The 15040-nt window shown below is 55.5% G+C and carries 13 protein-coding genes; 4 read left to right on the plus strand and 9 right to left on the minus strand.

The window, feature by feature from the left end; all coding sequences use genetic code 11:
- The first annotated feature begins 10 nt into the window (after positions 1-10).
- On the plus strand, positions 11-949 hold the full coding sequence (locus QF092_RS17385; RefSeq protein WP_281465916.1) for a GIY-YIG nuclease family protein: 939 nt from the start codon (positions 11-13) through the stop codon (positions 947-949).
- Between the two features lie 264 nt (positions 950-1213).
- Here the strand turns inward: QF092_RS17385 and QF092_RS17390 are convergent, their stop codons facing one another.
- Both QF092_RS17390 and QF092_RS17395 read right to left on the minus strand, forming a co-directional pair.
- Positions 1214-1552, minus strand: a complete 339-nt coding sequence (locus QF092_RS17390; RefSeq protein WP_281465918.1) for a hypothetical protein — start codon at positions 1550-1552, stop codon at positions 1214-1216.
- A 68-nt stretch (positions 1553-1620) separates the two neighbouring features.
- Positions 1621-3390 (minus strand): DUF262 domain-containing protein, encoded by a 1770-nt coding sequence (locus tag QF092_RS17395; RefSeq protein WP_281465919.1) that lies wholly within the window; start codon positions 3388-3390, stop codon positions 1621-1623.
- A gap of 301 nt (positions 3391-3691) precedes the next feature.
- Here QF092_RS17395 and QF092_RS17400 point away from each other — a divergent pair, with 301 nt between their 5' ends.
- Positions 3692-3934, plus strand: coding sequence for a helix-turn-helix domain-containing protein (locus tag QF092_RS17400; RefSeq protein WP_281465921.1), 243 nt, complete (start codon positions 3692-3694; stop codon positions 3932-3934).
- Positions 3935-4029: 95 nt separating this feature from the next.
- Here the strand turns inward: QF092_RS17400 and QF092_RS17405 are convergent, their stop codons facing one another.
- The 6 genes from QF092_RS17405 to QF092_RS20000 all read right to left on the minus strand — a co-directional run bounded on the left by QF092_RS17405 (position 4030) and on the right by QF092_RS20000 (position 10404).
- Positions 4030-5736 carry a DUF927 domain-containing protein gene (locus QF092_RS17405; protein WP_281465923.1) on the minus strand — a complete coding sequence of 569 codons (1707 nt, stop codon included), beginning with the start codon at positions 5734-5736 and terminating at the stop codon, positions 4030-4032.
- 213 nt (positions 5737-5949) lie between these two features.
- On the minus strand, positions 5950-6465 hold the full coding sequence (locus QF092_RS17410; protein WP_281465925.1) for a hypothetical protein: 516 nt from the start codon (positions 6463-6465) through the stop codon (positions 5950-5952).
- Positions 6466-6786: 321 nt separating this feature from the next.
- Positions 6787-7275 (minus strand): hypothetical protein, encoded by a 489-nt coding sequence (locus QF092_RS17415; RefSeq protein ID WP_281465927.1) that lies wholly within the window; start codon positions 7273-7275, stop codon positions 6787-6789.
- Positions 7276-7468: 193 nt separating this feature from the next.
- Positions 7469-8419 (minus strand): hypothetical protein, encoded by a 951-nt coding sequence (locus tag QF092_RS17420; RefSeq protein ID WP_281465929.1) that lies wholly within the window; start codon positions 8417-8419, stop codon positions 7469-7471.
- Between the two features lie 225 nt (positions 8420-8644).
- A complete protein-coding gene (locus tag QF092_RS17425) occupies positions 8645-9949 on the minus strand; it encodes a HipA domain-containing protein (RefSeq protein ID WP_281465931.1) in 1305 nt (434 codons plus the stop codon).
- A gap of 2 nt (positions 9950-9951) precedes the next feature.
- Positions 9952-10404: a helix-turn-helix domain-containing protein gene (locus QF092_RS20000; protein WP_420026480.1), complete on the minus strand. Its 453-nt coding sequence runs from the start codon at positions 10402-10404 to the stop codon at positions 9952-9954.
- A gap of 155 nt (positions 10405-10559) precedes the next feature.
- On the opposite strand from QF092_RS20000, the gene QF092_RS17430 reads away from it, so the two are divergent.
- The gene (locus QF092_RS17430; protein WP_281465933.1) at positions 10560-11393 is read left to right on the plus strand and encodes a protein NO VEIN domain-containing protein; all 834 of its coding nucleotides are present in this window, start codon (positions 10560-10562) and stop codon (positions 11391-11393) included.
- A gap of 42 nt (positions 11394-11435) precedes the next feature.
- Here the strand turns inward: QF092_RS17430 and QF092_RS17435 are convergent, their stop codons facing one another.
- The gene (locus tag QF092_RS17435) at positions 11436-12323 is read right to left on the minus strand and encodes a metallophosphoesterase (protein WP_281465935.1); all 888 of its coding nucleotides are present in this window, start codon (positions 12321-12323) and stop codon (positions 11436-11438) included.
- 885 nt (positions 12324-13208) lie between these two features.
- Here QF092_RS17435 and QF092_RS17440 point away from each other — a divergent pair.
- On the plus strand, positions 13209-15017 hold the full coding sequence (locus QF092_RS17440; protein ID WP_281465937.1) for a PDDEXK-like family protein: 1809 nt from the start codon (positions 13209-13211) through the stop codon (positions 15015-15017).
- Positions 15018-15040: the final 23 nt, after the last annotated feature.

The following is a 15040-nucleotide window of genomic DNA, read 5'->3' on the forward strand; positions in this document are numbered from 1 at the left end:
AGGACCACGAATGACTGCATTGCCCGACGGAACATCGATGTGGATGCGCTCTTTCTATGGGTTCGGTCCCGAGGAAGACGGTTATGCAGGATGGACCCAGGAAAGTGGGCGCGACCATATTCTGAAGACGATCAAGGACGGTGATCTGTTGATGATCTACGGTGCTGGATCGAGGGAAACCGAGAAGACCCTTCGATCCTACGTGCTCGGCTTTCTTCAGGTCGATGCTACACCTATCCGAGACTATGAGAAATCCTCTGAAGAAAGCTTGAAGCGTAAGGCGAGCCGTGGTTGGGCCGAGAAATGGAGTTATGCCATTCCGGTTCGGCGGGCCTGGCGGTGCGACGAGAAGCTTATGATCCGAACCGTCGCCTTCCGCACGTATCGGCCGGAAGCAGGACAGGCGCTTGGTGTCTGGGGTGCGGCGCTGGACGAAGATGAGATCGCCAAGGCTCTCAAAATCCGAGTTACAGAAGTGAATGTCTTCGGCGCGCCGCCCGCTGCGCCCACTGGACTGACGAAACAGGCATTTGCTGAAGAATTCCGTCCTTCCCGTGCCTTTCCGGGAAGCTTTGGGACAAAGACGGTTACGACGACAGATGGAACGACATTCCTTTATCTTGCGCGTTTTGACGGGGATGGACACGCGTTGATCGGCAAGCCGGCATCTATCGGAAGCAAGTCTTTCGCATTCAAAATCGGGGTATCCAACGATGTTGGCGCTCGTCTTGCTCAGCTGAACGCAGGGATACCCCCAGTAGCAAAGGGGCGTTGGGTTGTTCACATGCAGGCGGAGTATGCGGATCGCGCTTCGGCCGAGGCTGTCGAACTGGAATTCAAGACAAAGAGCAACGGACGTCTTGAAAGCCTTGGCAAAGAATTCTTCTGGGGTTCGGATATGGATGCGATGATGCTGTTCTGCCGAATGGCCGGTGTCTCGCGGTTCTAGGAAGCTTCATGCCCATCTCACACGCCGTTTAGACCGTCAGCAAAGCCCCCTGCGAGGTGCGATAAGGCATTCTGAATCGAATGGAAATTGGATGCCATCACGTGGCAGGACCTGACTATGCTCGGCGAGGCCTTGTAGAAGAAGTTGAAGTGGGATCGGTTGGGGGATCAATGCTTTATCAAGTTGCTCAATGGCTTCGTCGTGCGGGTCTATGATTATTTCGCTGCGGTAGATTGATTTTCCGTGTCGAATCAAAGGGGGCGATCACGGCGCGAGTTGGCGCAAAACCGACCGCAGTTGAGCCGCATTTTCGATCTCGAAGCGCACCAGATCCGAGTTCGCCAGTTCTCGCATCTGACGCAGCGCGGCATGTCGCCCATAGATTGGTCGACCTTTCTCATCCGTTGCGGCGTAAAGGTCTGCCGCTGGATAGTCGCGCCTACTCAACCCAAGATGTTCGATGGACGCAGCATGTTCCGCGTGCATCCATAGATTTGCAGGTGAGGTGGGTCCCTTTTCGAACATCAGCGCGATGCGCTCACCCGCTTTGGTGACCAGCACATAGCGAGAAGCAAGTTTCGTCTGATGTCCGCTCGGATGCATGACGCAAACGGCCTCCAGGACCTCTAGGCACGCATGCTTTAGCGCCGCCCGGGTTTCTCGCCGCTCGCTCACTGTGGCCCCTGACCAAGAAGTTCGATCAAGCGCTTGCGTATAAGCTTTTCGCGCTCCTTCACGAATTCCGGCAAGTGCAAGATGTCACACTTATCAAGCCGTTCGGGGATCATGTGATGGTCATAGAAGTCAAGGCGACGACCTGTGATCCATGAGCGGAAAGGGAGAGCACCCTTCTCTACGTTCTCCTCCGCCCGTAGCAGTTGCAGGTTTCCAAGACGGTTGACCGAGTCCAGCATCTCTTGGATGCGATATTCGGGGATGTTCCGACCGCGCAGCACGTTTTTCTGCGCTTCTGCCTGCGGTATGATGTGATCGATATGCCATGTCGATCCGGACCAGTCGATCCCGTGATATAGGAGCGAAAGCGCAAGGAACGTCCGCGGCTTTCCATATTCCCAGTCAAGGATCGTATCGATCGTGTGAGAGTCGACCTGTGCGATTCGTCCACCCTTCGCCACTGAATCGAAGAGCTTCTGGGACGGAAAGTCGCGTTCGCGCGCATGGCGCAAGTGATCCCGGATTGCATTACGAGTGATCGTAATCGTCTGGTCCGAGTTGCCCGAGAACGCACCGACCAAAAGACTGTTCAAAAGCCAGTAGTGCATAGCCGACGCGTTCATCCGCTCGAACTCGGTCGATCCGCGGAAATCGAAATCTGGCGTGTTGTAGAGGTAGTAAGTGATTGGAAGGACTGCGTTCAGCGAACCTAGATTGTCAGCGACGATCCCGTGCTTGTTGATCAGGCGGAAGGTATTCTCCACTGCGCGCTTGATGCCCGCCCAGTTTCGCTCAATCTCCGCGATGGCTTCCTTCGTGAAGTTTTTTACGTTGTAGGTCACGTCGAAGTCACAGACGACCAGACTGGCCTTCAGCAGGAAGTCCTTGGTGATTTTGTTTGGCGCTCCGAGATTTCGGTTAATGTAATCGACGAAGCCAAGGACATCCTCCCTTGCCGATCCCGACGACCACTTCGAGGTGATCATCGACATCAGCAGATCAGCTTTTGACAGTTTCGTGCCCCCATCGTTCGCGCGAACGAAGATGTCGAGAACTCGATCTGGAGACTGGTCAAGTTCGGTATAGAAGTTTACCGCCTGATCTTGCCAGATAACACGATGAAGCTGGCGCAGGTTATCCTCTGCCAACTGCCGACCGTAGTCGTCCACCTTGTCGTGCAGCTCGGATTTGATTTTGGCGACAAGTCCCTCAAGGCGTTCATCGCTTTGGTAATCCAGTATCGATCCGACCTTGAACCAGTGGTGACGGGCGTTGTTCATTGGTCGGCGATCATGGAATGCGAGGCCGTAAGTGATGCCCATTTCAGCCTCATCCTCTTCATCAGACCCGTCCGGATTTTTCAGAAGGTCGATGAAGAGTGTCTTGGCTGACCAGGCCGACGCATTGGTCGCGCGCGCGCCCTTGGCCTTCTCCATGAACGTGCCACGAAGGCCAATCAGCAGCGATGTGAGGCGCTGCTGCCCATCCAGAACAAGGATGATCGAGCGGCCATCTGCACTTGTGGTCTCGTTGCGTGCATCCGGGCGATAGTTTTCAAGGAACTTGTAGCAGCGCACCTCTGCTTTGGTTTCTTCTTCGACGGACCAGAACATGAAGCTGCTGATGGGATAGCCCTTCAGGAGGGAGTCGAAGAGCGCAATGATTTGGTCCGACGACCACACAAAGGGGCGTTGTATTGCGGGGAGGAAGTGCGTGCGGTTGACGTCATCGATAATGGAACCGATCGTCGAGGAAGCGTATGCCATGGTGTCTATCTGCTTGCGGTGAGAACGTTCGTGCTGAAACCACGCCGAGGCTACGGCGGTTCACAGATCGTCTCAAGTGGGGGTTGCGAACTGGGTGTCAGTATCTTGCAAGCAAAATAGCGGGTCCTGCTCTGGCACATTTTGCCGTGACCCTATCCGTGCTGTTTTCCATGATAAGCGGCAACTTATCTAACCTTTTCAAAATCTAAGCAGACAGGTTTCAGGCTGCAGAAGCTTTCGTCGACCCCCACGAACAACTGTTCGTGGTCGTCTGTCAATCCTTCCGGCACCGAATTCACGCATGGAGCGCGTGAATTCAGATCTGGTTCGGGCCTTCGCCAAAGCGCTGACGGAAGCGCGGGCCGAGGCGGGTATTTCGCAGGAGCTCCTTGCGGAACGAGCGAACATTTCGACCCGGCATGTCAGCTACCTTGAGAATGGTGCGCGGCAGCCCACACTTACGATTTTTCAGGCACTGTGCGTCGGTTTGGGAATACCGATGAGCGATCTTGTCCGGCGTGTCGAAGACTGCCTGAAATCGTAAATCACTGCTTAGTTCACAGGCGATACTTCAAGACGCTCATAATCTTGGTCGATGACGAACATGGTGTCGGCAGCCGGCTCGTGTCGCTGCCTTGCCTATGTCGTAAGTGCAATCAACCGCTCGGACACTACCGTGTAGAGCCGCGGCCGGCCCGGAATCGAACGAGGAGACTTGCGCGTAAACCTCGTGCCGCCGTCAGACATGAGCACCCCAATGTCGAGCAGGGATTTTGCAGCTGCGGTGGCATCGACTCCCGGAAAGATCGTCATCCAAGTCGTGGACGGGAGGTAAAAGCGCTGAGCATCGAACCAGCCAAGTGCATCATCGCGCACGGTGCAACTCGCGTCGAGATCGACGAAGGTATTCTGGTTCGCAGCTAAGAAGATGCCCAAGTGCTTCAGAAATTCCGCACCATTTTCAAACTTATCCGTGTAGCGGCGCTCGAACCAGTCAACGAATGCTTCCTTTGCGGCTGATGTCACTTCAGCAGGATTCCAGCCTGTCAGTCCCCATTTGGTGGCAAGCATGCCAGCAACCGCAATCACTGCAAACACATGTGCAACCCGTTCCACCTGCCCATCAGTTACTGCGTGCAAAGAATTCATCCACGTCCGCGTGAGCTTGTTTGCAAGCGAGCTAATCGTGGGCAGACTTCCCTTGCGGATCGTTTCAACCAGTGCCTTGGTGAACTCTACCCCAACAGCCCCATGGAATTTCTGGCAGTTCGCCTGAATCAGGTGCGTAAAGGAAGCAGCGTCAGGGACCCCATCCGTTTTATCGAAAGCACCGAACCGGCGGTTGTCCGCCACAACATCGATGAGACGAACCTCGTGTCCTGCACGAACGCCGAGACGTCCTTCGGTGAGTTTTTCCTGAACACTGATTTCGCCAGACGAAATGATGGCGAGACGCCACTTGTGGGTGTCTGCGATTGTCCCGTCTCTGGTCATGCGAGTCTTTCCCATGCCGTTTGCAAGCATATAGATCGCTGCATGCAAATCAGACGGACTGATTTCGGCAATCTCGTCGAGCGGCAGAAGCATGTCGTTCATGGCCGGTGCGATCGCCTCCAAACCATTGGCCGTTGCCCGCCACTGGCTCACCTGGTCCCTGCTCCCCCAGACGGAGGCTGCAAGAGAGAGCAGGGTCGTTTTCCCAGTCGAAGAAGCACCACGGAAATGCAGCCCTCCACCATGAAGGCCCAAGGGCCTCAGGAGCGGGCCGGAGAAGGCCAGAGAAGCCGCCAGAAGCATCATTGGGTTGCCACTGCACAGTGCCCCTACATTGACCTTCCAGTCCTCTGCGCTACCCTTCACGGCGACGGATGCGCCGAGGCCGCTATCGTTGCAGGACGTGCTGGCGGTCAGGTCTCCGATAACCGTTTTCCCAGCGATGAAACTTGAATAGTGATGGTCGAGCCAACCCGAATGATCTGCAAGGACAATGTGGTCAGAAGGTCTGGCAGCTTTCAGGAAGTCGATCAGAAGATTGACGGAATTCTTGTCCGGCGCCAGTTCAAGCCCATGGTCGAGCAGGCGGCTGACTACATCCTTCGGCTTACTGAAGAGTTCCGAGCGTCCCACACGTATCTGATGCACGGTGCCATCATCGGCCTTTACTGACACAATCTGCCCCCATTTCTTTCCGGTGGGATCAGCAAATTTGCACTGAACCCAGATCGGCGAGCAGATGAAGATCGGGTCCGCAGTCGCGCCAGGTGATCCTTCGAAAAGGCCCTGTTCAAGGAGCATAAAACCGTGCGGGAGTTCGATGTCCTGCGGCAAGTTGAGTTCGTTGGTCATTTTGGTTCCTTTCTGAAAATGCGCCTCAAGCAGGCAGCAGGGGTTGATCACGGCCGGAAGACCGTGGGTCGGGGTGACAAGAAGTGAGTGGCTGGTGGTGGTCCCACGGTCCCGCGGGACCAGTCGGACAGTCAGTAACGCGAGCTATTGGGACAGAAGGAGTGCACGGTAAGAAATGCCGCAGCCAGGTCCCAAGTCCCTGATCACGTGTGATCAGATGACGTTAGATTTTGGAGGCATGTCGAAGTTCGCAGGGTTATGAAGTGCCAGTCTCTTGGCCTCGTAATCCTCGCGCACCGCCTGCGTCATTCTCTGGGAAACGAACCAGAGTTCCTTCTTATTCGCGAGTTTAAGGAGTTTGCGTGTGTGCGCCTGATCTTTGAGCAGGTAGTCTAGCCAGCCTTCGGCGTTAGAGATTTCCTTCGCGAAAAACTGTCGCGAACCGGAATGACCTTCGATGTAGCCAACCGCAGAACGCATAGCCGTCTGGATCCGTTCAAGAGAACAACCGCGCGGGATGATGACACCGTGCAGGTGAAGAACATCACCGGGCCGAGTGGCTTCGAGCGTCAGGACCAAAGGCAGATGCTGAAGATCCACTGAACGCAGCATCGCGTTCATCCTCTTGCGGATGGTTTCGATGGGCTTTTCTTGCGCCTTGAGCAATTTCTGCGTTCTTTCGGGCATCTTCAGCGTAATGGCGAAAGCCTCGTTCTTTCCCGCGAACAAGATAGCCTCCTTGATCTTCTCTGATCTGTCCAAGCTGGACCAGGGGGGCATGCGAGGGGAGTGACGCCGTGAAATGAGAGGGTGTGGCATGGGTGTGAGCTTCCTTTCGGCATAGGTTGTTGGTGTCCGCCTATAGGGCGACTGCATGTGTGGGACTGAGGCAGGTGGGTGGATGGGTGCACTAAACAAGAACGGCCGAACTGGCATCTAAGTGCTTGTTGATTAAGTCGAATAACGTCTTGTTTGCCCTTCAGATACTGGATGTTTTTCATCTGACGAGTTCAGGACCTGTCAGCTCGGACGGCCGCGCGCGGGTGGTCGTCAGTGCTCAAAGGCAGATTTGATCAGATGGGCCGCGAGTTCGTCCGGGTCGCCGTCTTCAATAGGGGCTATCACAACCGTGTTTTCGCTGCGGACGGCCAAGTTTCGTCCCAGATCAGCGGCGATGGCGAGTTTCATCGGCTTGGAAGGTTCTTCAATCAACCAGACCTTCTCGGACATGTCCCGACGTCCTCGCCAGAGTTCGCAAACCCTAAGGAGCTCGTTTCCAAGTGCGATAAGATTATGTGCCTGTGCATGCAAATCCACCAGAACCCGTGCGTCGGTCTTGGCCCTGCGAAACTCTGAATCAACGAGCTTGCCGCCGAACCGATGAGCCTTTTCGTGACCGCGCTCCGATTCATCCAAAAGCTTGATTACAGCGGCGGCGGCTTTCAGATCGGGGAAGTGGGCACGCCTTGCATGGAGGATCTTCCTTAAAATGGCGGGAGTGCGGGTGAGTTTCTTGCGACGGCGAATAGTGTATTTCATCTTTTTTCCTTCCAGTTGGATTGAGGGCCACTCTGACGGTCGACCAGTTTTTGCTGGCCGGCAGTCGCTGTTCCTGTCCCGCGAGTGCTTCGGGCAGGGTCTTCCTGCGGGGCAGGAAATCTGAATCTACGAAGGGAGGGTCAGGCAGCCGGGAGCTTGCGCTGAAGCAGCTGCCCTGAGTTCGTTCGCAAGCTTATGCAGCCGCACCTTGCATTTCGACTGTGATCAGGTGGTGCACGGCTTTGGAAACGAAAACTGCCTCGTCTGCGCCAAGATGACGTGAGAGTTGACGCAGGCCATCGACATTCAAGGCCACCGCTTTTCCCGCTGCGAGGTTTGTCAGCCATACAGGGTCGAGATCCAGCTTGGCGGCCAGAGACGAAGCGTCGGTTTCATTCGATGCCAAGATCCGTTGCAGCGCAGCAGTAAAGGACAGCGTCTCCAGCCACTGCTGGACCGCAGCAGTCGTTGTTAAGCCAGAAGAGCCACGTGGCGAATCTGTTCGGGTCGGAACAAATCCGCGGCGGCGTGAAAGCCAGACGACTGCGTCCTCTTCCGACAAGACACCGTTTTCGTCCTTGGCAGCGTCCGTGCGGTAATTCGCTTCCAGCTTGAACCCTTCCTTGCTCAGCGATGTCCGGACAGCAGGAACGGTCATGTTAGACAGCAGCGCCAACTCGCGAACGGTCAAGCCGGAGCGATATTCTTCGTTCGACAGCTTCCAGCGTGCGACGAATGTTTCCAACATGCGACGGAGCGGTGGATCGTTTAGCTTGGCGAGCGGGCTGAGTTCGCCATCAGTGTCTGCCAACGCATATGCGCCATCGAGAAGGGCACAGGCCAGATGGTAGGTTTCTTCGGTCGCGGAGAACCAAGCATCGGTCTGATAAGCGTAAGCATAGGCTTGCCGAGAGACGGTGTAGATGCCGTGGCGTTCTACTGGGAACGTCTGATCTGCGTTGCTTGCTCGGTCGCTATCCAGCCATGGATCAAACAATTCGGGGTCCACTCCAGCGAATGCGCGAGCGATCGCTTCGTCCTGAGGCCCGAAGTAGATAAGTGAGTTGAGCTGCCGCAGGACGGCGGTCCGGACCTGCTTCTCGATTTCTTCCCAAGTGTAGGGCGCGTTGTTTTCGGTCGTCATCTGGTGTCTCCTTTGATGATGTGACTGTTATATCCATATCATCTTTAGGTGGCAACAATGATTTTGCTATTATAGCGAAATTATCTTCAGCCTGCACCACCGCCATGCTTGAGCTTAAGCTATTGATAAGGTTGATTTTCGTGTCTCCCAAAGTGCTTAGGGCTGGCGGCAGAGACGCGCATCATTGTGCAAGCGCATGCCGAATCGCTTCGATATGACCGATTCTCACGGTCGATTAATGATCACAGCGTCCCGGTCCGGGATTTCGATGTCAGCTTCCAGCGCCGCCGAGAGCCATTTTGCCTGCTCCGCTATCGCGTCACCGATCCGCTTTTGCACAGGTCCCTGCATTTCCCCGATACGGTGCACTGCTGACGCCACGAGGGAGCGCAGACGTTGGAGCAGTGGGGAGGTTACACGTGGAAAGCCGACCGCGAGGATAAACTCCGCGATGTCGGACCCAGTGATTTCGTCGGTCATGTTTGCGTTGCCGATGTTGAAAGACAGCTGATGCAACACCTGGTCGTCAATGAGGACTGGAGCAACATCGTAGACCGGAGCGAAGTCTGGTCGCTGAGCTGTGTAGAGCAGCGCGTGGTTTTTCGCGTGGTTGTCGGTATTACCAAGAAGAAGGTTTGCAATCGTCACTTCGACAAATGCCTGCCTCGAACGTCCAGGGACCATAGTCCCTTCCATGACAGAACGTATGGCGATCGCGTTGAAGCAGCGCCCTGAGGTTCCATTCCTTTCGTATTTCAGCTGCGGGCCGAAACCCAGGGCTTGCGCGAAATCCTCCTGATGGATGCGACGCACGAAGTTTCCTTCGACCCTTCTGTCAAATCTGGTGACCAGAAGACCGCGTAGGTCACCCTCGCCCAATACAGAGGTCTCGGCGACAGGGTGTGGTTGCAGGTCCGCCATCATCTGCATCAGCAGATGTTCCTGCTCCACTGTGGTCATTTCACCTGGACGAGGCACCTTCAGGATATGGGTCGTCGGCACATTAAGTCCCGGTTTGGGAAGTGCAAATCGTCCGTCAGGCAGCCGAGCCAGGGCTATTTTGCCTTGGACGCCGGCGAGGGGAGATGGGTCGCCCGTCTCGTCGGGAACTCTGCGAAAGTCGCGCAGAGACGTCATGATCTGCTTCAACTGGCTGTCGTCCAGCGCGTCGTAGTCGTGTTGAAGGTCACCTGGGAGCTTTGCCGGCCCATTTCCTTTTGGGACGCAAGATATCGAGCCGGGACAATCAGCTCCGAGGTAGGCCAGCAGGCCGACCACATCGCCGAATTCAATGCCGTGACGCTGCATGACCTGCTCCCGCTGTGCGTTTTCGAACAAGAGATTCGAGAAGAAGCTGCGGGTTTGAAGATCGTTGAAGGGCTCATCGCGGATTGGCAGAGACATTGAAAGTGGGTGGGGAAGCGTATCGGTCAGGTAACGAAACGTGCAACTTCCGTCGTCGAGACGAGACAGTTCGCCAATGGGGATATGAGTCCCTTCGAAGAAGACATCGAGGTCAAGCCGCGCCATGGCTACGCCTTTACCTCAAGTCGAAGGCCAAGATCGCGACAGATTTGAAGAACAAGTCCGATGCGCGCGGTCTCTTTTCCGTTCTCGATCGCGCTGAGTGTCGCCGAAGTTATACCGCTCTGCATTGCAAGTTCCGCTTGCAGTAGACCAAGATCCTTGCGTCGCTCTCGGATCGCTGCGCCAAGATCTGCACTAGATTGAATTGCTTTCCGCATGGCATTTCTGCGATCGTTGAATTTCCATCGACTTACCTCGTATGTTCGCGCTTTGTCAACGATCGTATAAATTTTGGTGCAGCATGACGCGATTCCAACACTGTTTATGCGATCGTAGAAATGGGAGGTTAGAGGCGCCCCCGACTGGCGGGACCAGAAGGCATCCCCATCAATGTGTCTGCCTTTTCCTAAGACTTCGACTTCCCCATGCGACCCGTTCCCGTCGGGACATCGAGCCATTCCTCATCGCGTCGAAAGAGCCAGCACGGCTCAAGTGGTTTTGGAAAACTGAATTTAAGGACACAGTTGGATAGCTGTCCCTCGATGCAATCGGCTTTCTTGTTCCCGCAGTCTACGCTGATGACAAGTTCCGCACCGTTGCATAGCCTGGCTTCATGTCGACATCAGACTGGACCGACCTTGAGAACGACACTCTCGTCGCGGGCTACTTTGCGATGTTCGATGATCATGTTCTCCGTCGTTCCTTCGTGAAGGCTGAACGGCACAGGGCACTGGCACAGGTGCTGGAGCGCAGATCCGCGAAGTCGATCGAATACAAATTGCAGAATGTCAGCGGGGCGCTTCAGGCGCTTGGGCACTCTTGGCTCAAAGGCTATGCGCCAGCGACCAACTTCCAGCTGTCCCTTGCAGATGCGGTAGTGCGCTGGATGGACAGGCATGAGGACTGGACGGAGAAACGTGCGGTCCCCAGCGACACGCAGCTGCAAGATGCGCCAGGGGTTTACGTTGGTCCGCCGCCGACTTTGGCGAACCGTCCACCACCGCAAGACATGGAAAAGATGCTCCGTGTCGCGAGGAAGTTCGATGTGGCCGGAAGGGATGCACGGAATCGCGCGTTGGGTCGTGCGGGTGAAGAACTGGTCTTTGCTCATGAGAGAGCGACTCTACGCTCCTATGGGCGTGATGACCTTGCAAGAAAGGTCTGCTGGGCGTCCGAAGAAAAGGGAGACTGCCTGGGCTACGACATCGAGAGTTTTGGGCCTGACGGTCGGCCTAGGCTGATTGAGGTGAAGACCACAAACGGCTGGGAACGGACGCCTTTCCATATCACGCGGAACGAACTCGAAGTCGCTGAAGAGCGCCGGTCAGAATGGTGTTTGTTCCGGCTCTATGAATTCTCGACCGAACCGAAGGCGTTCGAGCTTTTTCCACCGCTTGAAGCACATGTCACACTGATGGCCACGACCTATCAGGCCAGCTTTGGGTGAACGGAAGACGCGACCGGGCTCCAAAGGGGCATAAGGCGTAGTTCAGACCATCAAAAGCGAACCCTGAATCAGACGAGCCTCGCCACTCCACCGGTAAACACAGGGTGTATCCGGATAATCGAGACACGCAGCGTTGAACGTTTCGATGGTCGGTCGGCCAATCATCTTGTAGTGGCCCACGAAAACTGGAGACTCATGAAGGGAATAGAATTCGACGCCTTCGAGGGTCGATATCTCACAATCCGGCAGTTCTTTGGGATTGGCGACTGACAGAGCAGCGTTCCGCCAGTTCGTTTGGCCCGAACGCCACCATGCAATCCGGGCGTGATGACGCAGGTGTCCCCCTTTGTCGTGAAAGCTGAAGCCGTCGGGTAAGCGCGCTTCTGGGCCAGTCAGAAGAAGATTGACAGCCTGCGCAAAAGCCGAGCGTTTTTCGGATACCTCAATCAGATCTTCTTGCCGGAGCATGCCATCAGGCCGCCGAGCGGAAACGACTTCGATGGCAGACCTGCTCCAGCACGCATGAACCAGACGATAATCCCCATTGTCCAGCCACAGTGGCAGCTGGAGAAACCATTCGGTCCATTCGAGGGCTGCGTCTGTCCCCACGCCAAAAGCGTCGCAGAAACTTCGGTGTTGTTTGGCGTTCTTGGGGTTCCTTGAGCGCAACGACGTGCCTTTTCCATCAGTTCGGTGGAACAAGATCGCGTTGAGTTCGTGGTTTCCCATCACAGCAACAGCGCGACCTGCTTCTACCAGCGCACGCACCTCTTTCAGAACCTGTTCATCAGCCGGCTCGGTAACGCCTTCGCCTGCATCGATGAAGTCACCGAGAAAGGCGACCATCCCCGATGGATCTGTTGCGGCCAAACTGCGCCGCAGTCGATTTGCATCGGCATGGATGTCAGGGATGATGGTTACTCTTTTCATGGTTTCTGCGTGATCCTCACATTTTGTTTGCTTTCATTTTGGCCCCATGAACGGCTTGTAACGGTTTCACTCGGACGTGGCTGCGCGATGTCGCGTCACATATTCTCGATGCCTTCGAACAAACAAACGTTGGCAACGTGCAAGGTTGCTCCATCCGCGCCGAACCTTAAGCAGGTCTCAACGCCTGTCTGCTCAAAGAACGAAATGGTCAGTCCGGAATGTCACTTTGATACAAGCTGGAGAGCTCCGCAGCAGTCCTTCGACGTCCCAAATAGCATTCTGCGATCAGTCGCTGACATTGCATCCTGATGCTGGCTTGCGTCCGTCGCCCTCACATGCTGTCATTTTGTCTGAAGCATTCTTAAAAACCAAGTTCTTGAGGCCCTTTTGCATCTGATAAACGCTGAAGCGATCCCACCGGTTTCCCCAAGCGCAATTGCAGCGGGCCTTGGTCTCATTGAGCGCACGGATCTATGTGGCCTCATCGCTCTTCTCGAGGTCACGAGTGCTATCGAGGTTGCACGTGGTGCCGTAGATACGGTTCGCAAGAGCGTAAACCGCAACATTCCAAGTATGGCAGCCCGCTTGAAGGCACGGGCCGAAGCTCTCCGGAACAGCTCTGTCTCGGACGACGCCTTGAGACATCGGCTGTGGATTGAGATCACGTCAGCGTTAGAAACCCCGTGTCTTCTTCCTCTTTCGACACGCAAAGTGCGCGAAGGTTCATCCGCGGTAGCATTTCGCGCCGCTGAAGCGCTTTCTGCCACACTGGTGCCAGTTAGCGCAGACCAACCGGATAAGACCGTCGGGCCTTTTGAAAAGGTTGGCCGAGGAGTCGGGCGGGCTCTAAAGCATCCTGCTTCCTTACTTTCAAAACCGCCAATCTTGAGCTTCCCCGATGTCGTTGCGAAGGAAGCATTTTCGCTGATCGAGGCGCTTAGAGGGGCCAAAGAAGCCGGATTGCTTGATCCGCGTGTAGCGAAAGGATTGGAAGCGGGGCAGGAAACTGCGATGAGGGCGGCTGCGGCTGGAGGTGGATGGGCTGCCTTCGCAACCCTAGTCCAGTTGTCAGGGTTTGCGCCGTATATCCTCGCGGCACAGGCGTCGGCATTTATCCCCTTTGTAGGTGGGTCTTCGGCCGTCTCTTTTCTGGCGGTATTTGTTAACCCCCTCACACTCGTCGCGGGCCTTGCGGCACTTGGCTACTGGGGTGTGGCACGTCAAGCCAAAGGCGTTCAAAAGCTTGCTTCTGCCCGGATCGCAGCGATGCTCGCCATAACTGGCGTCGGGCAGGAAGCAGAAGGTGTGGCGTCCTTGGTTACGGCATTCCGTAGACTCGTGGATCAAGACCCGATCGCGTTAGCGCATCTCTCAAAAAAGGAGGCCGTCCTCGTTCGAACCAGAATAGCAAGGTTGAAGTCGCGTTTTGGTCGTGGCCTACCTCCCGCCGTAGGAGGGATCTCGACAGTTTGGTCCACAAAGATCCATCCGGTCCAGAAAACCATTGAAGTGGATGTTCCATTGGTGGCGGGCCTCACCTTCGCGGACTTCGTCTACAATGCAGCAGCGATCAATCCCCAAGTTCTCGCTGCGGCGGATTTCTCTCGTAGTCTCGACATCGATGGCCCAATTGCCTTTGCTTGTCATATCGGGAGCTTCCTATCGGATGGGGCAAAGACAAACCTCCGCGGATATACGGCGGAACAGATGGTCGCAGCTCACTTTGTAGGGGCCGGCAGCGCAGTAGAGATCCCGCAAACAAGCAACATGCCAGGATACGATTTGCTGATTGACGGATGCCAGGTGCAAGTGAAATGCGGCACAGACATCGCTCTTCTAAAGGAGCATTTTGCGAAGTATCCCGACATACCCGTGATAGCGAACAGTGATTTGGTCGCTCACATCGGTAGCCTCGCCCCAGAATTTCGGGACTTGGTGAGCACCTTCGCGGGCTTCGATCTAGATGCCGTTCAAGGCATAATGGACCGCTCGTTGGATGGCGCAGGCGGCTTGGCCAGCGCTGATGTCCCTTTCTTCGCGGTTCTCATTGGCGCTGGGAAAGGAGTTTATAGCGTTTGGCGGGGTGAAATTCCAGTTGAAGAGCTACCTGCCTGGCTTGTCGTTGATCTGATGGTGCGTGGCGCGTTGACGGCCGGTGGCAAGGTTGCAGGAAGCTTTGTCGGCCTAATACTACTCGGACCTGCGGGGGCTATAGTCCTAGCACCAGTGGCGGGAGTTCTTGCCCTGTTGGGTGTCAGTAAGGCCAAATCCGAGATGGAACGCGTCTTGATGAGAGAATGGCACGAAGACCTTTTGCGACAAGCCGGGACGCTCCATAAGGCAACCAAGTTTGCCCTCGAACGCCGAGTGCAGGCTTTGTGCAAGCGGACAGCATCTTTCAAAGAGGCCCGAACCCGCTTGCCGTCGGACTTATTCACCCTGCTAGACTCGCGCGCATTCGATGATGCTGTATTTTCTGTTGAATGCCTTGAGGACCTAAATGAGCCGCAGTCTGCGCAAGATATTCCCGAGCTCTTGGTCAAAGTAGAACATTTTCGACTACTGGACCGGACAGTTTCTCAAGCCAAAACCCGACTTCTTCAGACCATGGCGGAAAAGCCGGGCTTGGCAAAAGGCGTCGAGACGACGGCACAAGACCTCTGGGAGCGCTTCAAGGGATACGCAAAGAGATAAGTCGCCTGTAGGCGCAACACGCA

The sequence above is a fragment of the Fuscovulum ytuae genome, from assembly GCF_029953595.1.
GTDB lineage: Bacteria > Pseudomonadota > Alphaproteobacteria > Rhodobacterales > Rhodobacteraceae > Paragemmobacter > Paragemmobacter ytuae.